Origin of the sequence: Streptomyces sp. RKND-216, assembly GCF_004795255.1 — a bacterium.
Lineage (GTDB): Bacteria > Actinomycetota > Actinomycetes > Streptomycetales > Streptomycetaceae > Streptomyces > Streptomyces hazeniae.
In genome coordinates, this window is the sequence record NZ_SSBQ01000002.1 from 1904540 (window position 1) to 1928626 (window position 24087).

At 73.1% G+C, this 24087-nt stretch carries 21 protein-coding genes; 14 read left to right on the forward strand and 7 right to left on the reverse strand.

Going from position 1 to position 24087, the window contains the following annotated elements; all coding sequences use genetic code 11:
• The first annotated feature begins 317 nt into the window (after positions 1–317).
• Positions 318–3203, forward strand: a complete 2886-nt coding sequence (locus E4198_RS08190) for a BTAD domain-containing putative transcriptional regulator (RefSeq protein WP_136182587.1) — start codon at positions 318–320, stop codon at positions 3201–3203.
• A 106-nt stretch (positions 3204–3309) separates the two neighbouring features.
• Here the strand turns inward: E4198_RS08190 and E4198_RS08195 are convergent, their stop codons facing one another.
• Positions 3310–3879 (reverse strand): M23 family metallopeptidase, encoded by a 570-nt coding sequence (locus E4198_RS08195; protein WP_136182588.1) that lies wholly within the window; start codon positions 3877–3879, stop codon positions 3310–3312.
• 153 nt (positions 3880–4032) lie between these two features.
• On the opposite strand from E4198_RS08195, the gene E4198_RS08200 reads away from it, so the two are divergent.
• Complete coding sequence (locus tag E4198_RS08200) at positions 4033–4695, forward strand: hypothetical protein (protein WP_247597595.1); 663 nt, start codon at positions 4033–4035, stop codon at positions 4693–4695.
• 105 nt (positions 4696–4800) lie between these two features.
• Here the strand turns inward: E4198_RS08200 and E4198_RS08205 are convergent, their stop codons facing one another.
• The 3 genes from E4198_RS08205 to E4198_RS08215 form a co-directional block, all read right to left on the reverse strand.
• A complete protein-coding gene (locus tag E4198_RS08205) occupies positions 4801–5163 on the reverse strand; it encodes a WhiB family transcriptional regulator (protein ID WP_027764987.1) in 363 nt (120 codons plus the stop codon).
• A 213-nt stretch (positions 5164–5376) separates the two neighbouring features.
• Positions 5377–6060, reverse strand: coding sequence for a DUF1707 domain-containing protein (locus E4198_RS08210; protein ID WP_136182589.1), 684 nt, complete (start codon positions 6058–6060; stop codon positions 5377–5379).
• 151 nt (positions 6061–6211) lie between these two features.
• Positions 6212–6811 carry a hypothetical protein gene (locus E4198_RS08215; protein ID WP_247597596.1) on the reverse strand — a complete coding sequence of 200 codons (600 nt, stop codon included), beginning with the start codon at positions 6809–6811 and terminating at the stop codon, positions 6212–6214.
• A gap of 226 nt (positions 6812–7037) precedes the next feature.
• Here E4198_RS08215 and E4198_RS08220 point away from each other — a divergent pair, with 226 nt between their 5' ends.
• The 5 genes from E4198_RS08220 (at position 7038) to E4198_RS08240 (ending at position 14226) form a co-directional block, all read left to right on the forward strand.
• The gene (locus E4198_RS08220) at positions 7038–8714 is read left to right on the forward strand and encodes a fumarate hydratase (protein WP_136182590.1); all 1677 of its coding nucleotides are present in this window, start codon (positions 7038–7040) and stop codon (positions 8712–8714) included.
• A 50-nt stretch (positions 8715–8764) separates the two neighbouring features.
• Positions 8765–10165 (forward strand): class II fumarate hydratase, encoded by a 1401-nt coding sequence (locus tag E4198_RS08225; RefSeq protein WP_136182591.1) that lies wholly within the window; start codon positions 8765–8767, stop codon positions 10163–10165.
• Positions 10166–10262: 97 nt separating this feature from the next.
• Positions 10263–11033, forward strand: coding sequence for a DUF402 domain-containing protein (locus E4198_RS08230; RefSeq protein WP_136182592.1), 771 nt, complete (start codon positions 10263–10265; stop codon positions 11031–11033).
• A gap of 154 nt (positions 11034–11187) precedes the next feature.
• On the forward strand, positions 11188–11892 hold the full coding sequence (locus E4198_RS08235; RefSeq protein WP_136182593.1) for a class I SAM-dependent methyltransferase: 705 nt from the start codon (positions 11188–11190) through the stop codon (positions 11890–11892).
• Between the two features lie 120 nt (positions 11893–12012).
• A complete protein-coding gene (locus tag E4198_RS08240) occupies positions 12013–14226 on the forward strand; it encodes a SpoIIE family protein phosphatase (protein WP_136182594.1) in 2214 nt (737 codons plus the stop codon).
• Positions 14227–14341: 115 nt separating this feature from the next.
• Here E4198_RS08240 and E4198_RS08245 read toward each other — a convergent pair whose 3' ends face one another.
• From E4198_RS08245 to E4198_RS08255, 3 genes are all read right to left on the reverse strand, one after another.
• Positions 14342–14878, reverse strand: coding sequence for an alkyl hydroperoxide reductase (locus tag E4198_RS08245; protein ID WP_136182595.1), 537 nt, complete (start codon positions 14876–14878; stop codon positions 14342–14344).
• 5 nt (positions 14879–14883) lie between these two features.
• Positions 14884–15438: a peroxiredoxin gene (locus tag E4198_RS08250; RefSeq protein ID WP_027764993.1), complete on the reverse strand. Its 555-nt coding sequence runs from the start codon at positions 15436–15438 to the stop codon at positions 14884–14886.
• Between the two features lie 491 nt (positions 15439–15929).
• Positions 15930–16112 carry a DUF5302 domain-containing protein gene (locus E4198_RS08255; protein WP_136182596.1) on the reverse strand — a complete coding sequence of 61 codons (183 nt, stop codon included), beginning with the start codon at positions 16110–16112 and terminating at the stop codon, positions 15930–15932.
• 226 nt (positions 16113–16338) lie between these two features.
• Between E4198_RS08255 and E4198_RS08260 the strand changes: the two genes are divergently transcribed.
• The 7 genes from E4198_RS08260 (at position 16339) to E4198_RS08290 (ending at position 24082) form a co-directional block, all read left to right on the forward strand.
• Positions 16339–17085 carry an alpha/beta fold hydrolase gene (locus tag E4198_RS08260; protein ID WP_136182597.1) on the forward strand — a complete coding sequence of 249 codons (747 nt, stop codon included), beginning with the start codon at positions 16339–16341 and terminating at the stop codon, positions 17083–17085.
• Positions 17086–17297: 212 nt separating this feature from the next.
• Positions 17298–17534, forward strand: a complete 237-nt coding sequence (locus E4198_RS08265) for a chaplin (RefSeq protein ID WP_136182598.1) — start codon at positions 17298–17300, stop codon at positions 17532–17534.
• Between the two features lie 121 nt (positions 17535–17655).
• Positions 17656–18627: a hydrogen peroxide-inducible genes activator gene (locus E4198_RS08270; protein ID WP_136182599.1), complete on the forward strand. Its 972-nt coding sequence runs from the start codon at positions 17656–17658 to the stop codon at positions 18625–18627.
• 248 nt (positions 18628–18875) lie between these two features.
• The gene (locus tag E4198_RS08275; RefSeq protein ID WP_136182600.1) at positions 18876–20321 is read left to right on the forward strand and encodes a catalase; all 1446 of its coding nucleotides are present in this window, start codon (positions 18876–18878) and stop codon (positions 20319–20321) included.
• Positions 20322–20442: 121 nt separating this feature from the next.
• Positions 20443–20967: a PadR family transcriptional regulator gene (locus E4198_RS08280; protein ID WP_136182601.1), complete on the forward strand. Its 525-nt coding sequence runs from the start codon at positions 20443–20445 to the stop codon at positions 20965–20967.
• Positions 20964–21665, forward strand: a complete 702-nt coding sequence (locus E4198_RS08285; RefSeq protein WP_136182602.1) for an ABC transporter ATP-binding protein — start codon at positions 20964–20966, stop codon at positions 21663–21665. The genes E4198_RS08280 and E4198_RS08285 overlap by 4 nt, the downstream gene beginning before the upstream one ends.
• Entirely contained in the window at positions 21662–24082 is a 2421-nt protein-coding gene (locus tag E4198_RS08290) for an FtsX-like permease family protein (protein ID WP_136182603.1), read from the forward strand. The genes E4198_RS08285 and E4198_RS08290 overlap by 4 nt, the downstream gene beginning before the upstream one ends.
• Positions 24083–24087: the final 5 nt, after the last annotated feature.

The following is a 24087-nucleotide window of genomic DNA, read 5'->3' on the forward strand; positions in this document are numbered from 1 at the left end:
CACAGCCGATGCAGCCGACGGCGGAGCGGCGGGCCGGACGGACGCGGCCGCCGGGGACGCACACCGCTCGGACGGGCCGCAGCCGGCCGCGTCCTCTTCGGCGACCGTTCCTTCCCCGACGCCCCCGCCCCCGGCCCCGGCCCCGGCCGGCACCCTTCCCTCCGCGGCGGCCGGACACCCGCCTGACGACCCCCCGGGTCCGGACAGGTCCTAGGCGGACGACCGGAGGTGGGGTCGAAGCACTGTTCGGGCGGGGCGCGCGACAGTACCCTGTGCGCCAGTGACGGAGTGTCACCAACGGGCACGGAGGCGCGCGCATGGGGGAGCCGGCGTTCGGCGTGCTGGGCCCGCTGCGGGTGCGGGTGGGCGGCGCCCCGGTGCGCCTCGGCGGGCCGAAGCCGCGAGCGGTGCTGGCCACGCTCCTGTTGCAGCCCGGCGGGTTCGTGTCACTGGACGTGCTGACCGAGGTGCTGTGGCCCGAGGGTGCGCCCCGGTCCGCGGTGGCGAACGTGCGGACGTACGTGCGCGCGCTGCGCAGCGCGCTCGCCACGGCGGGGGTGGACACGAAAGGGCTGACCACGCGGCCCTCGGGCTACGCCCTGGACGTGGCGCCGGACGACCTCGACATGCTGCTGTTCGAACGGCGGCTGGAGCAGGCGCGGGCGGCGCGGGACCGGGGCGAGGACGCGGCGGCGCTGCGCGGCTACGAGGCTGCGCTCGGGCTGTGGCGGGGCGGTGTGCTGCAGGACGTGCCGTCGAGCGTGGTGTGGGACCCGGCGGTCACCCGGGTCGAGGAGCTGCGTGCGGTCGCGGTCGACGAGTGCCTGAAGGTGCGGCTGCGGCTGGGCGACTACGCCCCGCTGGTCGCGGAGTTGCGGGGCAGGCTGGCCGAGGACCCGGTGCGGGAGGACCTGTGGCAGATGCTCGTGCGGGCGCTGCACGGCGCCGGCCGCACCACCGAGGCGCGGGAGGCGTACGCGGAGGCCGAGCGGGTGCTGGCGGTCGAGCTGGGCGTCGAGCCGAGTGCGCCGCTGCGCGCGGTCGGGGTGGACCACGGGTACGTGGGCCGGCGGCGTACGGCCGAACCCGGGCCGGTGTGCCAACTGCCGATGGACGTTCCGGACTTCACCGGCCGGGGGGACCAGATCGGCGTCCTGGAGGGGTGGCTGTCGGCGGCCGGACGGCAGCCGGTGGTCGCGGTGCTGTCGGGGCCGCCGGGGTCGGGGAAGTCGACGCTGGCGGTGCATGTGGCGCACCGGGTGCGGGACGCGTTCCCGGACGGGCAGCTCTTCGTCGACCTGGGCGGCTTGAGCGACCGGCCGCGTGAACCCGTCGACGTGCTGGCGGAGTTGCTGCGCAGCCTGGGGGTGATCGACGCGGCGATCCCCGCAGACCCGGCGGAGCGTGCCGCGCTGTTCCGGTCGCGGCTGGCGCAGCGGCGGTTCCTGGTGGTGCTGGACGACGCGGCGGCCGGGGCGCAGGTGCGGCCGCTGCTGCCGGGCACCGGGGGTTCCGCGGTGCTGGTGACCTCCCGCCGCCGGCTCCCCGGGCTTCCGGCTTACCACTGCGCGCTCGGCGTGATGGAACGGGACGAGGCGCGCGAGCTGCTGGGCACGATCGTCGGGACGGACCGTCTGCGGGCGGAGGGCGCGGAGGCGGACCGGGTGCTCGCGGGCTGCGGTTCGCTGCCGCTGGCGGTGCGCATCGCCGGATCCCGGCTGGCGAACCGGCCGGGGTGGACCGTCGGGGCGCTGGCCGACTTCCTGCACGACGAGCGCGGCCGGCTGGACCAGCTCCAGACCGGCGAGCTGGAGGTGCGGGCGAGCGCGGAACTGAGCTACCGCCACCTGCCCGAGCCCGCCGCGACGGCGTTCCGCGTCTTCGGGCAGCTCCCGGACGAGGCGACGCCGGGCTGGCTGGTCGCGGCGGCGACGGGCGTGGCCGACGCGAACGCGGGCGGGCTGGAGACCCTGCTGGACGAGCACCTGGTCGAGGTGGTGGGCACCGACGCGCTGGGGATGCAGCGCTACCGCATGCACGATCTGCTGCGCTGCTACGCCCGGGAACTCGCCGAGGCCGACGGCGACGAGGTGCGGACGCGCCGCCGGCTACGAGTGGTGGACGACCTGGTCGCGCTGGCGCGCTGCGCGAACTCCGCGATGCCGACCCGCTTCCTGGGCGTGCTGGGGGAACCGGCGCATCCGCAGGGAGCGGCCGCCGCGGTCGTACCGGCGGTGCGGGCGCGGCCGGTGGAGTGGTTCGAGTCCGAACGGCGTGTGCTGGTCGCCTCCGTGGAGTCGGCGCTGCGGCGGGGACACGTCGCGCAGGCCGCCGACCTCGCCGTCGAACTGGCCGGGTTCTTCGACATGCGCGGCTACTACGGCGACTGGCTGCGCACGCACCGGCTGGTGCTGGACGCGATGCAGGAACCGACCGACGCGCGGGCCGCGACGCTGCTGCGGAACCTCGGCCAGCTGCACCTCTACCAGGACCGTTACGCCGACGCGCTCGCCGCGTTCGACCTCTCGCGCTCGTTGTTCTCGCGCCTCGGGCACGGCTACGGCGAAGCCGTCGCCGCGGTGGGCGCCGGGTCCGTGCACCGCGTGCTGAACGACCTGGAAACCGCGCTGGCGGCGTTCGGCGAGGCGCTGCGCGGCTTCGGCGAGGCCGGCGACCGGCACGGCGAGGCGGTCGCCCACAACGCGATCGCCTCGGTGTGGCTGGAGCGGGGCGAGCCGGAGGCGGCCACGCCCTGGCTGACCGCCGCGCTGGAGCTGTCCGGTGGCGTGGGCGACCGGCACCGGGAGGCGCAGGTGCGGCGTCGGATGGCCGTCGCGCACGAGCAGCGCGGCGAACTCCGGCAGGCGCGACAGGAGCTGGAGCGGGCGCTGGGCATCTTCGACGAGCTGGGGGACGCGCACTGCGCGGCGTACGTGCAGCAGAGCGTCGGCGAACTGTGCCTGCGCCAGGGCCGTGCGGGTGAGGCGTCGGCGCTGCTGGTCGACGCGCTCAACGTGCAGCGGCAGCTCGGCGACCGCCGGGCGGAGGCACGGGTGGCGTGCCTGCTGGGCGAGCTGCATCACGCGACCGGCCGCAAGCAGACGGCGCGCCGCTACTTCCACCGTTCGCTGTCGACCTGGCGGCGGCTGGAGGTGCGGGAGCAGGCGGAGCTGGTGCACGCGAAGCTGCGGGCTCTGCGCTGACGCCCCTGGGTACGGCCGGTCGTGCGCGGGCCGCAGCCGGTCGTGTGCTGCCGCCGGGCGGAACGGCCGGTTACGCCGTCCCGCCCCGTGCGACACCGGCAGCCGGTCAGCAGTTCTTGCTGCGCTGGCTGCGCTTGGTGTAGTCGCCCCACCGGACGCCCTGGACGACCGCGACCACGACGCTGCCGTTGTGGATCTGCTCGTAGTGCAGGTGGGGGGTGATGTTGTAGAGCGCGGAGGTGGCGCCGACACGGCCGATCTTCTGGCCCAGCTTGACCCTGTCGCCCTTCTGGACGGCGCGGGTCTTCAGGTGGGCGTAGCGCGTCTGCCAGCCGTTCCCGTGGCCGATGACGATGGTGTTGCCGTAGCCGGTGCCCGTGGAGTAGTAGGAGGACAGCACCGTGCCGCCGGCGCTGGCGAAGACCCGCCGGCCGAGGTCGTCGGGGCTTCCGCTGGCGCTGTAGTGGTTCCAGTCGATGGAGTGCGCCGGGCTGTGGCCGTTCCAGTTGTTGCCGACCCAGGTCTGGTTGCACAGGAACGGCATCTTGAAGTTCGGCCGGGCGAGCGGTTCGGCGGACGAGGCGGCCTGCGGCGACGCGACGGCGACCGGCGCCGCGACCGTGACGGCTGCCGCGGCGCTCACGGCGGCCAGGAGGCTGCGGGTACGTCTGCGCATGGATTCTCCCCTTGTCTTCGGTGACCAGGGGATTCAAGGAGGCGGGCATACAAAGCGGATACAAGCCCGGATACAAGAGCCCGGCGGGGACGCCGGGTGCGCGGCAACCGGTCGAGCTGACATGCCTGCGACAGCGGTGGGTAGCCTCCGCGGGTGCCCCACAACACCGTGAACTCATCGCAGACATCCACCCCGGCGCCTCGTCGGGCCGCACGGAGGGCGGGCCTCGCGACGACTGCCGCGACCGCCCTCGCCGCCCTGGCCGCGGCCTCGGCCCCGGCTGCCGCGGCCGGGAGCACCGACACAGCCGTACAGCGCAGCCCGGAGGGTGGACGCCACTGCGCCGTGGTGTACTTCGACCTCGGCGAGACGCTGGTCCACACCGAGGACGACGGTTCGCTCCACTACCTGCCGGAAGCCGCCCGCCATCTGCGGGAGCTGCGTGAGGCGGACGTCGAGGTCGGCCTGATCACCAACGTCCCACCCGAGTGGGGCGAGACGGACGCCGAACGGGCCGCGAAGCTGCGCGAGATCGTGGACGCCGACTGGACCGGCACCAGCCCGTTCGCGTGGGAGGACTTCGAGGGCCGCATCCTCACGCCCCGCACCGTCGAGGAGCGCAAGCCGTCCCCCGCGCTGTTCGAGCGGGGCTCCGGCGCCGCCCACGGCTGCCACGTGGTCTACCAGGGCGAGACGGCGAAGGAGCTGGAAGTGGCCCGCAAGGAGGGCTACTTCACCTACGCCGTGGGGCGGGAGGGTGCGTGGCCGGCGTACCTGCCGGTGCCGGTGATCGAGGCCATCGCCCAACTGCCCTGACGTCGCCGCCCGTCGGCTGCGTCAGGCGCATCCGCCGCAGGCGTACGCGGGCCGCGTGGCCGGCGACCTCGGGGATCGCCGGCCACGCGGCCCGTGCGTACTGCGTCAGGCGATGCGGCGGACAGGGGCGGCGCTCTCCGCTGCCGCCGCCGCGGACCGGCGCCGGCGCGCCAGCACCACGCGGCGCTCGGCCGCGGTCAGCCCGCCCCACACGCCGTACGGCTCCGGCTGGAGCAGCGCGTGCTCCCGGCACTCGACGAGGACGGGGCAGCGCGCGCACACCCGCTTGGCGGCCTGCTCACGGGCGAGGCGGGCGGCGGTGGGCTCCTTCGACGGGGCGAAGAACAGCCCGGCCTCGTCCCGGTGGCAGACCGCATCGGCGTGCCAGGGGCCGGCATCGTCGTCGCGGGCGGGCGCCCGTGGGGTGGGGACGGCGGCCTGCAGGGACTGATGCGGCGTTTGCAGCACGGTCTGACTCCTACACGAGACGGCTACGGCGGTCGGTCTGGCCGATGTGTGCACCTTCACCCGTCTTGCTGCGCACGGCAGTTCGCGCTGCTCGCCGTACGAGAGACGATGCACCAGCCTTACCCGCTGTGCGCGCGCTTATGCACACGGTGCCATGCGGCCGTGCGGTACGGCACGCCGTGCCGCGGACCGCCCACCGCACGCCCCGGGCGGTCAGTGCCCGTGCCCGTGGCCCTGGTGCAGATTCTTCAGCCGCTTGCCGCGCTTCGGCCTCGCCGAGACGCCGCCGAACAGCGCCAGCCCCTTGACGACGACCACCGGCGCGTCCGGGTCGGGCGAATCGTGGGAGCGGACGTCGAAGCCGCCGAAGATGCCGGTCCCGCGGCCGCGCAGGGTCACGTTCTCGGGGATCCGGATGTCCACGCCGCCGAAGACGGCGGTGGCGTTGATGACGATCTCCCGCTGCGTGAACACGGCCTGGGTGAGGTCGATGTCGACGCCGCCGAAGCAGGCGAAGGCGTTCGTCTTCCGGCCGATCCGCCAACTGCCGCGCCGGGTGGCGCCGCTGAAGATCGCGACGGCGTTGTCCGCGGCGCCCTCGTCACCGTGCGGAGCGACGTCGAACGCGGCGGCGGGCCGCAGAGCGGTCCTGCCAACCGGCTGCGGCAGGTCGCGGACCAGGGGTTCGAGCTGCCCCATGGTCTTGGCGGCGTAGACCGCGTCCAGCCGCTCGGAATGCTCGTCCGCGTCGAGCCGGCCTTCGGCCAGCGCCTCGCGGAGGATGTCCGCGACGCGGTCACGGTCGGCGTCCGACGCTCGTACGTCGGCCTCCGCGGCCGGTCGCACGGCGGGCTTCTCGTCCGGCGAGGGGCGCTTCTCCAGCGGCGAATCAGTCACCACGCCAGCCTACCCAGACGCGATAGATCGCGACCAGTGTCCGCGACGGGGAACCGTGCGCGCGTCACCCCGTGGCCGGACGCGCACGCGCCCGACACGGTGAACGGCGGCCTCCACTCCGGGAGCGGAGGCCGCCGCCGGACTCCTTCCGTCACCGCGCCGCCGACCAGGAGTGGGCGACGTCGACCACGACCCGGCCCCCCAGCGGGAACACGCGGAACGGCAGCCGCGCCCGGACTCCGAGGCCGAGCTGGGTCGTCCCCTCGTAGCTGGCGCCGTACCGCGCGTCGCGGAAGGTGCGGTAGCCGTCGAGGTCGACACCGGGAAGCGGCCGACCGGGCCGCCCGGCGTAGGTGGGCTCGAAGGTCTCCGGGTCGTAGGACGGCGCGCCGACCACGATCTCCAGCACCGCGCCGCCGGACATCGGCAGCGGCCGCCCGGAACCGTCCTGCTGGAAGCGGGACACGTAGCAGACGTGGTAGCCGGCCGCGGTCGCCGGAGCGTCGCTCCGGATGTCGAGGACCATCCGGTCGAAGCACGCGTGCCGGCCGGTACGGACGTCCACCAGAGGGCGGTTCGACACGAACGGCGCGGACTTGGGCGGGCTGCCCCAGGTCACGGCGCAGGACGCCGCAGCACCCCGGGCCGTAACGGCGGCGCTCGCGGCACCGCCGTCCGCCGCCGCGCTCGCCTGGACGGGGCCGGCCCCGGCGACGGCGGCGGTGACGAACAGAGTGATCATTCTTCGCATGGCTGCCCCCTGTGGTGCAATACGTGAGGTTTCTCTTGCAATAGGGTCAGACAGCGGAAATCGGAGAAAGTTGCAGCACTGAGAGACTCCGTGAGAATCCGCGAGAACACGGTCCTTCGGCTGCCGGGGCCCGGGGGCGGCGGGAGACCGGAGTCCCCGCGTCTTCCGGCCCCCGGGAAGCGTTCTACGCTGTGAAGCGCGCTCACCGTCGAGAGGAAGATGCCCCATGGCCGCCACCCCGGAGTTCAGCTACACGGACCTGCTGCCGCGGGGTGAGGACACCACGCCGTACCGCCTGGTCACCGCCGAAGGCGTCAGCACCTTCGAGGCGGACGGCCGGACCTTCCTCTCCGTGGAGCCGGAGGCGCTGCGGACGCTCGCCTCCGAGGCGATGAAGGACATCGCGCACTACCTGCGGCCCGAGCACCTGGCCCAGCTGCGCCGCATCCTGGACGACCCGGAAGCCAGCGCGAACGACCGCTTCGTCGCGCTGGACCTGCTGAAGAACGCCAACATCGCCGCCGCCGGCGTCCTCCCGATGTGCCAGGACACCGGCACCGCCATCGTGATGGGCAAGCGCGGCCAGAACGTCCTCACACGGGGCCGGGACGAGGAAGCCCTCTCCCGCGGTATCCACGACGCCTACACGCAGCTCAACCTGCGGTACTCCCAGATGGCGCCGCTGACCATGTGGGAGGAGAAGAACACGGGCACCAACCTGCCCGCGCAGATCGAGCTCTACGCGACGGACGGCGACGCCTACACGTTCCTCTTCATGGCCAAGGGCGGCGGCAGCGCCAACAAATCCTTCCTCTTCCAGGAGACGAAGGCGGTGCTGAACGAGGACTCGATGATGAAGTTCCTCGAGGAGAAGATCCGCTCGCTGGGCACGGCCGCCTGCCCGCCGTACCACCTGGCGGTCGTCGTGGGCGGCACCAGCGCCGAGTACGCGCTCAAGACCGCCAAGTACGCCTCCGCGCACTACCTGGACGAGATCCCGGCCGAGGGCTCCCCGGCGGGGCACGGCTTCCGCGACAAGGAGTTGGAGGAGAAGGTCTTCGAGCTCACCCAGCGGATCGGCATCGGCGCCCAGTTCGGCGGCAAGTACTTCTGCCACGACGTGCGGGTGGTACGGCTGCCGCGGCACGGGGCCTCCTGCCCGGTCGCACTCGCGGTGTCCTGCTCTGCGGACCGGCAGGCGGTCGCGAAGATCACCGCCGAGGGCGTGTTCCTGGAGCAGCTGGAGACCGACCCCGCACGGTTCCTGCCGGAGACCACGGACGACGAACTGGACGGCGAGGACGAGGTCGTGAAGATCGACCTCGAGCGTCCGATGGACGAGATCCGCGCCGAGCTGACCCGCCACCCGGTGAAGACCCGGCTGTCGCTGACCGGCCCGCTGGTCGTCGCACGCGACATCGCGCACGCCAAGATCAAGGAACGGCTGGACGCGGGCGAGGAGATGCCGCAGTACCTGCGGGACCACGCGGTGTACTACGCCGGGCCCGCGAAGACGCCGGAGGGCTACGCGTCCGGCTCGTTCGGGCCGACCACGGCCGGGCGCATGGACGCGTACGTGGAGCAGTTCCAGGCGGCCGGCGGCTCCATGGTGATGCTCGCCAAGGGCAACCGCAGCAAGCAGGTCACCGACGCGTGCGCCGCGCACGGCGGCTTCTACCTCGGCTCGATCGGCGGACCGGCGGCCCGGCTGGCGCAGGACTGCATCCGGAAGGTGGAGGTCCTGGAGTACGAGGAGCTGGGCATGGAGGCGGTCTGGCGGATCGAGGTGGAGGACTTTCCCGCGTTCGTCGTCGTCGACGACAAGGGGAACGACTTCTTCACGGACCCCGGTCCCGCGCAGCCCTTCGTCACCTCCATCCCTGTCGGCGGCCCCGCCCGCTGACGGCTCCGGGCTCCGCCCGGGGGCGGGAAAAGCGCGTTATGTTCGGGGCCATGAGCGAGAACGCCGAGTACCGGATCGAACGCGACTCGATGGGCGAGGTGCAGGTGCCCGCGGACGCGAAGTGGCGGGCGCAGACGCAGCGCGCGGTCGGGAACTTCCCGCTGAGCGGACGGCGCCTGGAGCGCGCGCACATTGAGGCGCTGGCCCACATCAAGGCGGCCGCCGCCACCGTGAACGCGGACCTCGGCGTGCTGGACGCCCCGGTCGCCGACGCGATCCGCGCCGCCGCGGAGGAGGTCGCCGACGGCCGCTGGGACGACCACTTCCCGGTGGACGTCTTCCAGACCGGTTCCGGCACCTCCTCCAACATGAACATGAACGAGGTCGTCGCCACCCTCGCGACCGAACGGCTGGCCGGCGACGCCACCGTGCACCCGAACGACCACGTCAACGCCAGCCAGTCGTCCAACGACGTCTTCCCGTCCTCCATCCACATCGCCGCCACCGCCGCCGTCACGCACGACCTGGTGCCCGCGCTGGAGCACCTCGCGGCGGCGCTGTCCCGCAAGGGCGAGGAGTTCGCGGAGGTGGTCAAGTCCGGGCGCACCCACCTGATGGACGCGACCCCGGTCACGCTGGGCCAGGAGTTCGACGGCTACGCGGCGCAGATGCGGCACGGCGTGGAGCGGCTGCACGCCTCGCTGCCCCGGCTCGCCGAACTGCCGCTCGGCGGCACCGCGGTGGGCACCGGCATCAACACGCCGCCGGGCTTCTCGGAGGCCGTGATCGCGGAGGTCGCCCGCATCACCGGACTGCCGCTGACCGAGGCGCGGGACCACTTCGAGGCGCAGGGCGCGCGGGACGGACTCGTCGAGACGTCCGGGCAGCTCCGTACGATCGCGGTCGGCCTGACCAAGATCTGCAACGACCTGCGCTGGATGGCGTCCGGCCCGCGCACCGGGCTGGCCGAGATCGCGCTGCCCGACCTGCAGCCGGGCTCCTCGATCATGCCGGGCAAGGTGAACCCGGTGATCCCGGAGGCGGTGCTGATGGTGTGCGCCCAGGTCACCGGCAACGACGCGACGGTCGCGACCGCCGGGGCCGCCGGAAACTTCGAGCTCAACGTGATGCTGCCGGTGATGGCGAGGAACCTGCTCGAATCGGTGCGGCTGCTGAGCCGTGCCGCCCGCCTGCTTGCGGACAGCACGGTCGACGGCATCACGGCGAACACGGAGCGCGCCCGCGTGTACGCGGAGTCGTCACCCTCCGTCGTCACGCCGCTCAACCGCTACATCGGCTACGAGAACGCCGCCGCGGTGGCGAAGAAGGCGCTGGCCGAGGCGAAGACGATCCGGGAGGCGGTGCTGGAGGCCGGGTACGTGGACCGGGGCGAGCTGACCCTGGCGCACCTCGACGAGGCGCTGGACGTGCTGCGCATGACCCGGCCGTAAGGCGCACGCTGAGGCGAGCCCCGGGCGGCGCCGCCGAACGGGTGTCGTGCACCACAGGTCACGGCGCGTCCTGTAAGAGGTTGACTACCCTTTGCCCATGACAGCGCACACGGTGGGCCCGCAGCCGGGCGGGGCGGACGACCCGTACTCCCGCCCCGCCCGGGGCCCGGAGCAGCGCTGGGCCTCCGGTGAGCACATCCTCTGGCGGTACCGCGCCAACGGCCACGATCATCCGCACATCTGCCGCCCGGTGACGGTCGTGCAGGACACCGAGGACCTGCTCGCGGTCTGGATGGCCCCGGACACCGTGTGTGTGAAACCGCAGCTCGTGGACGGCACGCCGGTGCACCGGGAGCCGCTGGCCACCCGCTACACCAAGCCGCGCACCACGGCCCTCTCCCGCTGGTTCGGCACCGGCGTGCTGAAGCTGGCCGCGCCCGGCGAGCCCTGGTCGGTGTGGCTGTTCTGGGAGCGGGGGTGGCAATTCAAGAACTGGTACGTGAACCTTGAAGAACCGCGTCACCGGTGGGCGGGCGGGATCGATTCCGAGGACCACTTCCTGGACATCGCCGTCTACCCCGACCGCACCTGGGAGTGGCGGGACGAGGACGAGTTCGCCCAGGCGCAGCAGGCAGGGCTGATGGACAACGAGAAGGCCGGAAGGGTACGGGAGGCGGGCCGCGCGGCGGTCGAAGGCATCCGCGCCTGGGGTCCGCCGTACAGCGACGGCTGGGAGCGCTGGCGCCCGGACCCGCGCTGGACGGTGCCCGCGCTGCCGGCCGACTGGGACCGGTCACCGGTGCCGCGCTCGGAGCCGCCCACCCGGCCGCGGCGCCTCGACGGCACCTCGCGCGGGCCCCGATCCTGAGAGCTGGTCGATCACATGCCTGCCACAACCTGCCGCCACCTCTTGCTGCGCCCCCAGTCCGCAACCGTAGGATCAGCGTCCGGAGACCGTGCGCTTCCGAGCAACTCCCCTCTTGGGTGGGGGACTTGCCGGTGAGCTGGAGAGGAGCGAGCAGGTGAACGGTGCTGACGGCACCTCCCACGCAAGGGCGGAGGACCACGGCGCCTACGCCGCCCTCGGCCGCGCGGGCCTCGACCGTTCCGGCCAGGCGGAGGCGTTCGACGCGATCGGGGACCGCTACGACGAGGCCTTCCCGCACAAGGAGGGCCAGATCGCGGCCGGCGTCTGGCTCGCGGAGCAGCTTCCGCCCGGCGCCCGGGTGCTCGACCTGGCCTGCGGCACCGGCACGCCGACCGCCCGGCAGCTCACCGAGTCCGGCCTGAAGGTGACGGGCGTCGACCTGTCCTCCGGCATGATCGAGCTGGCCCGGGAGAACGTGCCGAAGGCCGACTTCCACACCCTCGACATCGCCGATGTGGAGAGTGCGGGCCTCGGCCCGTTCGACGGCGCGGCGGCCTTCTTCGCCCTGCTGATGCTGCCCCGTGCCGAAATCCCGGTCGCGCTGCGGATGCTGCACGGCCTGCTCCGCCCCGGCGCGCCGCTGGTGCTGTCGATGGTCGAGGCGGACGTCGACGATTTCTCGATCCCGTTCCTGGGCAACACGATCCGGGTATCCGGCTATCTACGGGAGGACCTGCACCGGGTCGTCACGGATGCGGGATTCGAGATCGCCGGGGAGGATTCCTATGCCTACGCACCGGCCACCACGGACGTACCGCCCGAGATCCAGATCTTCCTGCACTGTAGAAAGCGCTCGTAAGGGGTGGCCCGCGGGCCGGGCGGGGTCCGGTCCACGAGGCACCCCCGGGCCGGGCCGGCGCCCCGCCGGCCCGGCCGCGAGCATGGAGCGCTGGGCGCGCAGGACGCGCAGCCCCGACGGATGGAAACCGAACGCGTGACGGAGCACGAACCGCCTGCGGCGAGCAGGTCCGAGAGCGAGACGGCGCCCGGCGCGGCCGCCCCTGAGGGCGCGCACGCCCAGGTGCCGGACCCCCGCGAGCGGGCCACCGGGACGCGCCGCGGCCAGGCCGTACACGCGGACCGCGGCCCCGGCGACGCGACCAGCCGCCGCCGGCCGGACGACGCGGCCGCACCCGCGCCCGACCGGAACGCGGCGCGCGGCGCGGCACGGCGGCGCCCGCCCACCACGTCGGTTCCGCCCGGACCGCCCGGACAGGCGGGGGACGGCGGCTCCGGCGCGCGGCAGCGCCCCCAGCACGACGCGGTCGACTCTCCCGGCACCCCGGACGACGCCAACCCGCCTGCTCCCCAGGTGCCGCCCGCGGGGACGGCCCCGGACGCGGACGAGGCGGAACGGGCGGAGCGGGAGCGGCGCGGCGGTGACAGGCTGCGGTTCGTGGGCGCGGCGACGCGCCGGATCGCCCGCGGCGTGGACCTGGACGAGACGGTGCTCGGCCTGTGCCGGGCCAGCGTGCCCGCCTACGCGGACGCGATTCTGGTCTACCTGCGCGACCCGCTGCCGGTGGGCGACGAACGGCCGGCGAGCCCTGTGGTGCTGCGACTGCGGCGCAGCGACCGCATTCCCGAGGAGCAGCGGCCCGGCGCGAAGCTGCCGCTGCTGGGCGCGGCCGCGCAGGACGGCAGCGCGGAGGGCGCGGCCGAGCACACGGAGGTACGGCCGGGCGGACCGCTGGCCGAGGTGCTGCGCGGCGTACGGCCGGTGTTCGGCAACTCCGTGGCCGGTTCCGAGGCGCTGCCGGAACTCCTCGGCCGGGGTTGCGAGGTGCCGGACGACGGTCGGGCGATCCTGGCTCCGCTGCGCGGCCGTCGCCGTGTCATCGGCGCCGCGGTGTTCCTGCGGCGGCCGGAACGTCCGCAGTTCGAGGCGGACGACCTGCTGATCGCGGCCCAGCTGGCGACGCACACCGCGCTGGGCGTGGACAAGGCGGTGCTGTACGGCCGCGAGGTGTACATCGCCGACGAGCTCCAGCGGACGATGCTCCCGGACGAGCTGCCGCGGCCGACGGGCTGCACCCTGGCCAGCCGCTATCTGCCGGCCGCCGAGACGGCGCGGGTGGGCGGCGACTGGTACGACGCGATCCCGCTGCCCGGCAGCCGGGTGGCGCTGGTGGTGGGCGACGTGATGGGGCACTCCATGACGTCGGCCGCGATCATGGGCCAGCTGCGGACGACCGCGCAGACCCTGGCACAGCTCGACCTGCCGCCGCAGGAGGTCCTGCACCACCTGGACGAGCAAGCCCAGCGGCTGGGCAGCGACCGCATGGCGACCTGCCTGTACGCCGTCTACGACCCGGTCGCGCACCGGATCGTGGTGGCGAACGCCGGCCATCCGCCGCCGGTGCTGCTGCACCGCGGCGGCGGCGCCGAGGTGCTGCGGATACCCGCGGGCGCCCCGATCGGCGTGGGCGGCGTGGACTTCGAGGCCGTGGAGCTGGACGCGCCCGCCGGGGCGACGCTGCTGCTGTACACCGACGGCCTGGTGGAGTCGCGGCAGCGGGACGTCTGGACCGGCATCGAGTTCCTGCGGGAGAAACTGGCGGAGACGGCGCGGCTGACCCGGCCGGGGACGGCGCCGCCACTGGAGCCGCTCTGCGACGAGGTGCTGGACATCCTGGGGCCGGGCGACCGGGACGACGACATCGCGCTGCTCGCGGCCCGCTTCGACGGGATCGCACCGAGCGACGTGGCGTACTGGTACCTGGACCCGCGTGCACAGACCGCCGGTCAGGCGCGGCGCCTGGTGCGGCGGGCGCTGTCCCGCTGGGGGCTGGACGAGCTCCAGGACTCGGTGGAGCTGCTGGTCAGCGAGGTGGTCACGAACGCCGTCCGGTACGCGGAGCGCCCGGTGACGCTGCGGCTGCTGTGCACGGACCGGCTGCGGGTCGAGGTCGGCGACGACGTGCCGCAGCTTCCGCGGTTGCGGCAGGCGCGGGCGACGGACGAGGGCGGGCGCGGGCTGTACCTGGTGAACCGCATCGCCCGGCGTTGGGGCGCCACCCGACTGTCCACCGGCAAGGTGGTGTGGTTCGAGCTGCCGCTGACCGGCGGCGGGCAGCTCACGCCGCCCCCGATGCCGCTCGTGATCCCGGAGGACGACCTCGGCCTGACCTGACGGCCCGCGCGCCGCACCGACGCAGCGCCTCGCACGCCGCGCACGCGATGAGCCCCGCACCGCAGCAAGGCGGTGCGGGGCTCGTCGTCGCGTGCCGGCGGGTGCGCCGGGGGCGTCAGGCGGTGACCAGCGCGGCCTCGGCGTCGACCGTGGTGCTCACGGCCTGGATCACCGAGGCGATCTTGAAGGCCTCCTGGACGGTCTCCCGGTCCACATCGGCCTTGCGCAGCACCTGCTCGTGCGAGTCGAGGCACATGCCGCAGCCGTTGAGCGCGGAGACCGCGAGCGACCACAGTTCGAAGTCGACCTTCTCCACTCCCGGGTTGCCGATGACGTTCATCCGCAGGCCGGCGCGCAGGGTGCCGTACTCGGGATCGGAGATGAGGTGCCGCGTGCGGTAGAAGACGTTGTTCATCGCCATCACCGCGGCGGCGGACTTCGCGGCCGTGTAGGCCTCGGGGCTGAGGTTCTCCCGGGCCTCGGGCTCCAGCTCGCGCAGCACGATCGGCGAGCGGGCCGCGATCGCGCAGGCCAGCACCGTGCCCCACAGCTGCTGCTGCGGAAGATCGGAGTTGCCGATGACGGAACCCAGGTTGAGCTTGAGGTCCTTGGCGTAGTCGGGCAGTGCCGACTTCAGGTCAGCGAGCGACATGCCGGTCACTCACCGGCCAGCAGCTTGACAGGGTCGAGGGTGTCCTCGCCCTGGGTCCAGTTGCAGGGGCACAGCTCGTCGGTCTGCAGCGCGTCGAGGACCCGGAGGACCTCCTTGGGGTTACGGCCGACGGAACCGGCGGTCACCATGGAGAACTGGATCTCGTTGTTCTGGTCCACGATGAAGACGGCGCGCTGGGCGAAGCCGTCCTCGCCCTCGACCCCGCAGTCCCGCATCAGCTCGTGCTTGGAGTCGGCGAGCATGGGGAACGGCAGGTCGCGCAGGTCGTCGTGGTCCTTGCGCCACGCGTGGTGCACGAACTCGCTGTCGCCGGAGACGCCCAGAACCTGCGCGTCGCGGTCGGCGAACTCCTCGTTCAGCTTGCCGAAGGCCGCGATCTCCGTCGGGCACACGAAGGTGAAGTCCTTCGGCCAGAAGAAGACGATCTTCCACTTGCCCTCGTAGGTCTTGTGGTCGATCTGCTGGAACTCCTGCCCCTTCTCCAGGGACACACAGGCGGTCAGGTCGAAGGTGGGGAACTTGTCACCGACAGTGAGCACGCGCTCTCCTTGCACAGCGGAAAGCCCCTGGTACGGGCCTTCCATGGGTTGGACGATCTTCACCCTGCCACAGCCGGTATTGATCAGTTAAATCGACACGATCGAAGATCTTGATCGGATCTCCCTATTTATGCAGGTAGCGGGGGTCTGCCGAGTGGGCCGCGTGGCGTTCCCCACACCGGCGCGGGCCGCGGCGCACGCGTGCGTCACAGCATTCCCCTCCTCGTCTCCCGGAGGGGTTCTCCGGCACTCCTCGCACGGTCTTACGCGTGCATTCCGGGTCGCACCGGAAGGGGCCGGGGAAAACGCGGGGAATCCGCGGAAAGCCTCGGGGAAGCCGCGGGAAGGGAGCGCCCCGGATCCGGCCCCGTTCCGGCCGGTGCTCCGCTCCGGCGGCCGTTTCCGGGCACGCAAGAGCTGCCGTTTTCCCCGAGCCGGGAGGCTCGGGGAAAACGGCAGCCGGACCCCTTCCGAGGCGGGAACGTTACTGTTCAGCCGGTCTTGCGCCGGGTGTAGCGCTTCTGACCCATGGGGCCGCCCATCCCCTTGACCTTCATGCGGCCCTCTTCGTACGCCCTCCTCGCCCCGGAGGACTTCTTCTTGCGGTCGAGCGCCTCACGGAATTTCGCGCGGGCGTCTTCCCTGCCGTCACTGCCGTCCTGCACGTCGGGCATAGGACCTCCTCGATGCGATGCGCAGCGCGCGCTCAGCCTGGCACAGAATTCTGCGGCAGGCGATCGGTTATCCCTTTCCCGGCACCCGTCGCCCTGTGCGGTGTCGACGGCCACCGGTCCTTGCCGAGCGGCGGCGACCCCGAGCACCATGCCGCGGTCGACAGGTGGGAGGATGCCCGGTGAGCGCGGGGGGACGCCCGCGGCCCCGCACCGAGGGGAAGCCCTCATGGAACTGCGCCTGTTCATCTTCCACCACGCCGGTGGCTCGCACCTCCCCTACCGCGGCTGGCCCGCGCTGCTGCCGCCCTCGTGGGACGTGCGCCTGGTGGACGCGCCGGGCCGCGGCCTGGGGGCGGACCAGGCGCCCATCGCGGACGCCGACCGCCTGGTGGACCACTTCCTGGAGTGCCTCGGTCCTGAACTCGACGGCGACTACGCCTTCTTCGGCCACAGCATGGGCGGGCTGATCGCGTACGAACTGACCCGCCGCATCCTGGACGCCGGCCGTGTACCGCCTCGCTGGCTGGGGCTGTCCGCCCGGAGTGCGCCCCGCCCGGAGGGCGAGGGCACCCAGCGGCACCTGCTCTCCGACGGCGAGCTCCGCCGCGAACTCGTCGCCATGGGGGGCACGCCGGGCGCCGTCCTGGAGAACCGCGACATCTGGGAGCTGTTCGCTCCCGTCATACGCAACGACCTGCGCCTGGTGGAGACCTGGCGGCCGCGCCCGGAAAGCACGCCGATGCCCGTACCGCTGTCGGTGTTCGGGGGCAGGGACGACGCGGTGGCCCCGCCCGAGCGGCTGGCGGGCTGGGCCGACCGGGCGGACCCCTTCCTCGGGCTGCGACTGTTCGAGGGCGGCCACTTCTACTTTCAGCCCGACCCCACCGCGGTGCTCCGGCAGCTCGTCGAGGACGTCCACCGGGCGATGTCCTGGGCCGAGGGCCCCCGGAGGACCGCACCGGTCACCGGCTGACGCCGGCTACCGCCGGGGGGCACCGGTGGCCCCCAGCGGTAGCCGAGGTCCTCGTCGGCCGCGGACGGACCCCACTGGGACGCCTCCCCTCCGGCCGCATCCCGCCGCAGCCAGAAAGAGGCACGCCACTCCGTCGAAGGTCTCCGGCGTGCGAGGCCGCCGCACCTAGGCTGTGATGCTCTGTGACCGCATCACTACACACAGGAGTCATCATGCGCGTTCGTACCTCGCTCGCCGCCGTAGCCCTCGCCACCGTCGGCGTCCTGGGCGCCGCGGGCACCGCCTCCGCCGACAGCATCGCGCGCGGCGCGGCCGCCAACTCGCCGGGCCTGCTCTCCGGCAACGTCGTCCAGGTGCCGATCCACGTGCCGGTCAACGCGTGCGGGAACAGCCTCAACCTGGTCGGCGCCCTCAACCCGGCGTTCGGCAACGGCTGCGTCAACGACTGACGCCGTACCGGGTGAGCGCCGAGGGGGCGGGCCAGAGCCCGCCCCCTCCGGCCCGTCCGGCGGCCCGGACTGACGCACGGACCGGCCCCGGTTAGCATCGGCTGCAGACCGACCGGAAGCCGTGTACCGGAGGCCCGAGATCCCTTCGCCCAGGCGCGGCGCCCCCCGCCGGCCCACCCTGTCCCAGCTCCGCGCGTTCGCCGCCGTCGCGGAGCATCTGCACTTCCGCGACGCCGCGGCCGCCATCGGCATGAGCCAGCCGGCCCTCTCCGGCGCCGTCGCCGCGCTGGAGGAGTCCCTGGGCGTCCAGCTGCTGGAGCGCTCCACCCGGAAGGTCCTCCTCTCCCCCGCCGGTGAACGGCTCGCCGCCCGCACCCACCGGGTGCTGGAATGCTTCGCCGAACTGCTGGACGAGGCGGAGGCCGCCCGCGCACCGTTCACCGGCGTGCTGCGGCTGGGGGCCATCCCCACCTGTGCCCCCTACCTGCTGCCCACCGTGCTGCGCCTGGTGCACGAGCGGTACCCGGCGCTGGACCTCCAGGTGCACGAGGAGCAGACCGCCTCGCTGCTGGAGGGACTCGTCGGGGGGCGGCTGGACGTGCTGCTGCTCGCCGCGCCGCTCACCACCGCCGGGGTGACCGAGATCCCGCTCTTCGACGAGGACTTCGTGCTGGTCACCCCGCAGACGCACGCGTACGCCGGGCAGCGCGATGTGCCGCGCAGCGCGCTGCGCGAGCTGGATCTGCTGCTGCTGGACGAGGGTCACTGTCTGCGGGACCAGACCCTCGACGTCTGCCGCGAGGCAGGCCGGTCGCCCGGCGGTTCGCTCACCACCAGCGCGGCCGGCCTGTCCACGCTGGTGCAGCTGGTCGCCGGCGGCATGGGCGTGACCCTGCTGCCGCGCACGGCCGTCCGCCTGGAGACCGGGCGCAGCGAGCAGCTGGCGACGGGCGACTTCGCCGAGCCGGCCCCGTACCGTCGGATCGTGCTGGCCATGCGCAGCGGCGCGGCCCGCGGCGAGGAGTTCGCCGCCTTCGCTGACGCGTTGCGCGAGGCGCTGTCCGAGCTGCCGGTGCGCCCGGCCCACGGCTGACGGACACCCGACCGGCACACCCGCGACGCCTCCGCGCGCCGCCCCGCGCCTTCACACCCGCCGGAGCCGGACGGGAGGTGACCCGTGCGCGGTGACGGGGTACCCGGCGGCACGCCGGTCCCGCACACTCCGCGTCCGGCGCCCGGACCGCCGCCGAACGGCGGACGGACGGGTTGCCCGAGGCGCCCGGGTGGAAGGGCCGGATCCGCATGGAGAACCGCACAGTCACGCGGGACGGGAGAGGTTTCATGACCGGCTACACGACCAACAACGCGGGTATCCCGGTGGAGAGCGACGAGCACTCGCTGACCGTCGGCCCCGACGGACCGATCCTGCTCCAGGATCACTACCTGATCGAGAAGATGGCCCAGTTCAACCGGGAGCGGGTCCCGGAGCGGGTGGTGCACGCCAAGGGCGGCGGCGCGTACGGCGTCTTCGAGGTGACCAACGACGTCAGCCAGTACACCAGGGCCGACCTGTTCCAGCCGGGTCGGCGGACCGGGATGCTGGCCCGGTTCTCCACCGTCGCGGGCGAGCAGGGCAGTCCCGACACCTGGCGGGACCCGCGCGGCTTCGCGCTGAAGTTCTACACCGAGCACGGCAACTACGACATGGTCGGCAACAACACCCCGGTGTTCTTCGTGCGCGACCCGTCGAAGTTCCAGGACTTCATCCGCAGCCAGAAGCGCCGTCCGGACAACGGCCTGCGCGACCACGACATGCAGTGGGACTTCTGGACACTCTCCCCCGAGTCGGCGCACCAGGTCACCTGGCTGATGGGCGACCGGGGCATTCCCCGCTCCTGGCGCCACATGAACGGATACAGCTCGCACACCTACCTGTGGGTCAACGGCGGCGGCGAGCGCTTCTGGGTCAAGTACCACTTCAAGACCGACCAGGGCATCGACTTCCTGCCACAGGAGGAGGCGGACCGGCTCGCCGGCGAGGACGGCGACTTCCACCGGCGGGACCTCTTCGACGCCATCGAACGGGGCGAGGATCCGACCTGGACGATGTACGTGCAGGTCATGCCGTTCGACGACGCGCCGGACTACCGGTTCAACCCGTTCGACCTGACCAAGGTCTGGCCGCACGGCGACTACCCGCTGATCGAGGTCGGCCGGATGACGCTGAACCGGAACCCGGAGGACTACTTCGTCCACATCGAGCAGGCGGCGTTCGAGCCCGCGAACCTGGTGCCGGGCATCGGTCCGTCGCCGGACAAGATGCTCCTGGGACGGCTCTTCTCGTACCCCGACACGCACCGCTACCGGATCGGGCCGAACTACGCGCAGCTGCCGCCCAACCGCGCCCACGCGCCGGTGCGGTCGTACGCGAAGGACGGTCCGATGCGCTACGAGCCGCCGAACACCGCCCGGCCGTACGCGCCCAACTCCTACGGCGGCCCGGAGGCGGACACCGCGCGGTTCGGCGAGCCGGCCGGCTGGGCCACGGCGGGCGAGATGGTCCGCGAGGCGTACACGCTGCGCAGCGAGGACGACGACTGGGGGCAGCCCGGGACCATGGTCCGGCAGGTGCTGGACGACGCCGCCCGCGACCGCCTGGTGAGCAACGTCACCGGACACCTGCTCGACGGGGTGAGCCGTCCGGTGCTGGACCGCGCGCTGCAGTACTGGCGCAACATCGACAAGAACGTCGGCGACCGGATCGCAACCGCCGTCAACGGCGGCTGACCCCCACCGCCGCGACACCCCACCGCCGCGGCCCCCGTCCACCGGTCCGTCCGGACGGGACGGGGGCCGCGACTCCCTCGTGTATACATCGCGTGTATACACATGGTGTACAGTCCCGCCCATGTCCATCAGTCACACTCTGCTCGGCCTTCTGGAGTCCGGGCCACGTCACGGTTACGACCTCAAGCGCGCCTTCGACGAGCGCTTCGGTCACGACCGGCAACTGCACTACGGGCAGGTCTACTCGACCATGTCCCGGCTGCTCAAGAACGGCCTCGTCGAGGTCGAGGGGATAGAGGCCGGCGAGGGCCCGGACCGCAAGCGCTACGCCATCACCGACGCCGGGGTCACCGACGTCGACACGTGGCTCGGCCGCCCGGAGAAGCCCGAGCCGTACCTCCAGAGCGTGCTCTACAGCAAGGTCGTGCTCTCGCTGCTCACCGGGCGGAACGCCGGCCACCTCCTGGACGTCCAGCGCACCGAGCACCTGCGGCTGATGCGGGAGCTCACCCGCCGCAAGCGCGACGGCGACCTCGCGGACCAGCTGATCTGCGACCACGCCCTGTTCCACCTGGAGGCCGATCTGCGCTGGCTCGAACTCGCCGCCGCCCGGCTCGACAAGCTCGCCGCGGAGGTGCGGCCATGACCGAGCACGCCACGACGGCGCACGCCCTGCTCACCGCCACCGGCCTGCACAAGACCTACGGCGCCACGCCCGCCCTGGCCGGCGCGGACTTCTCGCTGCACGCCGGCGAGGTCGTCGCCGTGATGGGGCCCTCCGGTTCCGGCAAGTCCACCCTGCTGCACTGCCTGGCCGGCATCGTGCCGCCGGACGCGGGCTCGGTCCGCTACCGCGGCGAGGACCTCTCCGGGCTGTCCGACGCCCGCCGCAGCGCCCTGCGCCGCTCCGACTTCGGCTTCGTCTTCCAGTTCGGCCAGCTCGTGCCGGAACTGACCTGTGCGGAGAACGTCGCCCTGCCGCTGAGGCTGACCGGCACCGGCCGCAAACAGGCCGAGGCGCGCGCGGTCGAGTGGCTGGAGCGGCTGGAGGTCGCGGACGTCCGCCACCACCGGCCCGGTCAGGTCTCCGGCGGCCAGGGCCAGCGGGTCGCCATCGCCCGCGCGCTGGTGGGAACCCCCCGGGTGGTCTTCGCCGACGAGCCCACCGGCGCGCTCGACTCGCTCAACGGTGAGCATGTGATGGAGCTGCTCACCGACGCCGCGCGGGACACGAACGCCGCCGTCGTGCTGGTCACCCACGAGTCGCGGGTCGCCGCCTACGCCGACCGCGAGGTCGTCGTGCGGGACGGGCGGGCGCAGGACCTGGCGGGTGCGACCCGATGACCCGGACGACACTCGCCCCGCCCCCGCCCGCCCCCGAAGCGGACCGGGACCGTCCACAGCCCGGCACGCTGCGGCGCTGGGCCACGGACCTCGCCATGGGCGCCCGCTTCGCGGTCGGCGGCGGACGCGAGGGCTGGGTGCGCACGGTGCTCACGGCGTTCGGCGTCGGCATCGGAGTGACGGTGCTGCTGGTGGCGGCGTCCGTGCCGAACATGATCGGCGCCCGCGAGGCACGCACCGAGGCCCGAGAGAACTACGGCTTCACCCCGGGCGGGGCGACGATCCAGAAGTCGGACCGTTCGGCACTCCAGCTCACCACCGACACCACGTACCACGGCGAACGGGTGCGGGGCCGCATTCTCCAGCCGGAGGGCGACCGGCCGCCGGTACCGCCGGGCATCGACGGACTCCCCGGCCCCGGCGAGATGCTGGCCTCCCCCGCGCTGCGCGACCTGCTGAACTCGCCCGACGGCGCGCTGCTGCGGGAGCGGCTGCCGTACGACGTCGTCGGCACCGTCGCCAAGGAGGGCCTCGCCGGACCCGGCGAACTCACCTACTACGCGGGCAGCGACGAACTGGCCGGGGTGGACAACGCCCACCGCATCGACCGGTTCGACGTCGTGGGCCCGCCCGAACCGCTGCACCCCGTCCTGCTGCTGCTCATCGTCGTGATCTGCGTGGTGCTGCTGCTGCCGGTGGGCGCCTTCATGGCGGCCGCCGTCCGGTTCGGCACCGAACGCCGCGACCGGAGACTCGCCGCGCTACGCCTGGTCGGCACCGACGGCCGGGCGACCCGCCGTATCGCGGCGGGCGAGGCGGGAGCGGCCGCGCTGCTCGGCCTCGCCGTCGGCACCGCGGGCTTCCTGGCCCTGCGTCCCGCCCTCAGCGGGCTGCGCATGCAGGAGCTGAGCGTCTTCACCTCCGACGTGGTGCCCGACCCGTTGATCACCGTGCTCATCGCGCTGGCCGTCCCCGGCTGCGCGGTGCTGGTGACGCTGCTGGCGCTGCGCGGCGTGGTGATCGAGCCGCTGGGAGTGGTGCGCAGATCGGAGCCGCGGCGACGCCACCTGTGGTGGCGGCTGATCCCGCCGGTGCTCGGAGTCGGCCTGCTCGTCCCGCTGTTCGGCGACTTCGCCGAGGAGGGCGGACAGCTGGAGACCGCGATGGTGGCGGGCGGCATCGTGCTGATCCTGGTGGGCGTGACGGCGCTGCTGCCGTGGCTCGTGGAGTTCGCGGTACGGCGCCTGCACGGCGGCCGCCTGCCGTTCCAGCTCGCGGTGCGCCGGCTCCAGCTCGACAGCGGCACGGCAGCTCGCGCGGTCAGCGGCATCACCGTCGCGGTGGCCGGTTCGATCGCCCTGGCCGGCCTTCTCGGCTCCGTCGCCGAACAGGAGACGCGGGAGACCGGGCAGGATCCCACGCGCGCCCAGATGGCCGTGCACGCGGACCCCTCCGCCGTGGGCGGTGCGGACGCGTTCGCCGCCCGGCTGGCGGACGCCCTGGGCGTGCGGGACGCCTGGGGCGTCACCCACGGCTACGTGTTCGAGGCGGGCGAGGACCCGGACGACTCACCCTGGGTCGGCGTCACCGTCGCCGACTGCGCCACCCTGCGACGGCTGGCACCGCTGCCCTCCTGCAAGAGCGGAGACGTGTTCCTCGCCCCGGCCACCGGGCAGCAGTCCTCGTACTCCCCGGACGTCGAGCCGGGCACACGGCTGGACCTCGGCGACCCGGATCAGGAGGACGGCCGGAAGCGCACGGAACGGGACCCCGGCATCTGGACCGTGCCCGAGGACGCCCGCACGGTGAGGACCGTCGAGGACCCCTCGGGGCGGCTCACCGAAGGGGTGCTGGCGACGCCCGGGTCGCTCGACGCCGGGCGGTTCCCGTCCGCCACCGCCGCGCTCTTCGTCCGTCTCGATCCCGGCGAGCCGGAGGCCCGGGAGTACGTGCGCAACGCGGTCGCCGCCGTGGGGCCCGACCCGTACGTCATGGACCTCACCTCGGAGAAGACCAGCCGCGAACTCCAGATGATCAAGCGCGGCCTGTACGTGGGTGCGGTGGGGATCCTGGTCCTGATCGGCGCCAGCATGATCGTCTCGGTGCTGGAACAACTCCGGGAGCGCAAGCGGCTGTTGTCGGTGCTGGTCGCCTTCGGCACCCGGCGCTCGACGCTCGCCTGGTCGGTGCTCTGGCAGACCGCGCTCCCCGTCCTGCTGGGCCTCGCGCTCGCAGCCCTCACCGGTGCCGGGCTCGGCGCGGTGCTGCTGCGGGTCGCCGGCCTGCCGATGGGCGTCGACGGGGCGGCGCTCGGGGCGATGACCGGGCTCGGCGGTGCGCTGATCGTCGTGGTGACCCTGCTGAGCCTGCCGGTGCTGTGGCGGCTGATGCGGCCGGACGGCCTGCGCACGGAGTGAACGGG

What these genes read in the sequence shown, in the direction of transcription:
- E4198_RS08190 (WP_136182587.1), top strand. Translation starts at nt 318, where the DNA reads ATGGGGGAGCCGGCGTTCGGCGTGCTGGGCCCGCTGCGGGTGCGGGTG.
- E4198_RS08195 (WP_136182588.1), bottom strand. Translation starts at nt 3,879, where the DNA reads ATGCGCAGACGTACCCGCAGCCTCCTGGCCGCCGTGAGCGCCGCGGCA.
- E4198_RS08215 (WP_247597596.1), bottom strand. Translation starts at nt 6,811, where the DNA reads ATGCGAAGAATGATCACTCTGTTCGTCACCGCCGCCGTCGCCGGGGCC.
- E4198_RS08220 (WP_136182590.1), top strand. Translation starts at nt 7,038, where the DNA reads ATGGCCGCCACCCCGGAGTTCAGCTACACGGACCTGCTGCCGCGGGGT.
- E4198_RS08225 (WP_136182591.1), top strand. Translation starts at nt 8,765, where the DNA reads ATGAGCGAGAACGCCGAGTACCGGATCGAACGCGACTCGATGGGCGAG.
- E4198_RS08230 (WP_136182592.1), top strand. Translation starts at nt 10,263, where the DNA reads ATGACAGCGCACACGGTGGGCCCGCAGCCGGGCGGGGCGGACGACCCG.
- E4198_RS08240 (WP_136182594.1), top strand. Translation starts at nt 12,013, where the DNA reads ATGGAAACCGAACGCGTGACGGAGCACGAACCGCCTGCGGCGAGCAGG.
- E4198_RS08245 (WP_136182595.1), bottom strand. Translation starts at nt 14,878, where the DNA reads ATGTCGCTCGCTGACCTGAAGTCGGCACTGCCCGACTACGCCAAGGAC.
- E4198_RS08255 (WP_136182596.1), bottom strand. Translation starts at nt 16,112, where the DNA reads ATGCCCGACGTGCAGGACGGCAGTGACGGCAGGGAAGACGCCCGCGCG.
- E4198_RS08260 (WP_136182597.1), top strand. Translation starts at nt 16,339, where the DNA reads ATGGAACTGCGCCTGTTCATCTTCCACCACGCCGGTGGCTCGCACCTC.
- E4198_RS08265 (WP_136182598.1), top strand. Translation starts at nt 17,298, where the DNA reads ATGCGCGTTCGTACCTCGCTCGCCGCCGTAGCCCTCGCCACCGTCGGC.
- E4198_RS08275 (WP_136182600.1), top strand. Translation starts at nt 18,876, where the DNA reads ATGACCGGCTACACGACCAACAACGCGGGTATCCCGGTGGAGAGCGAC.
- E4198_RS08280 (WP_136182601.1), top strand. Translation starts at nt 20,443, where the DNA reads ATGTCCATCAGTCACACTCTGCTCGGCCTTCTGGAGTCCGGGCCACGT.
- E4198_RS08285 (WP_136182602.1), top strand. Translation starts at nt 20,964, where the DNA reads ATGACCGAGCACGCCACGACGGCGCACGCCCTGCTCACCGCCACCGGC.
- E4198_RS08290 (WP_136182603.1), top strand. Translation starts at nt 21,662, where the DNA reads ATGACCCGGACGACACTCGCCCCGCCCCCGCCCGCCCCCGAAGCGGAC.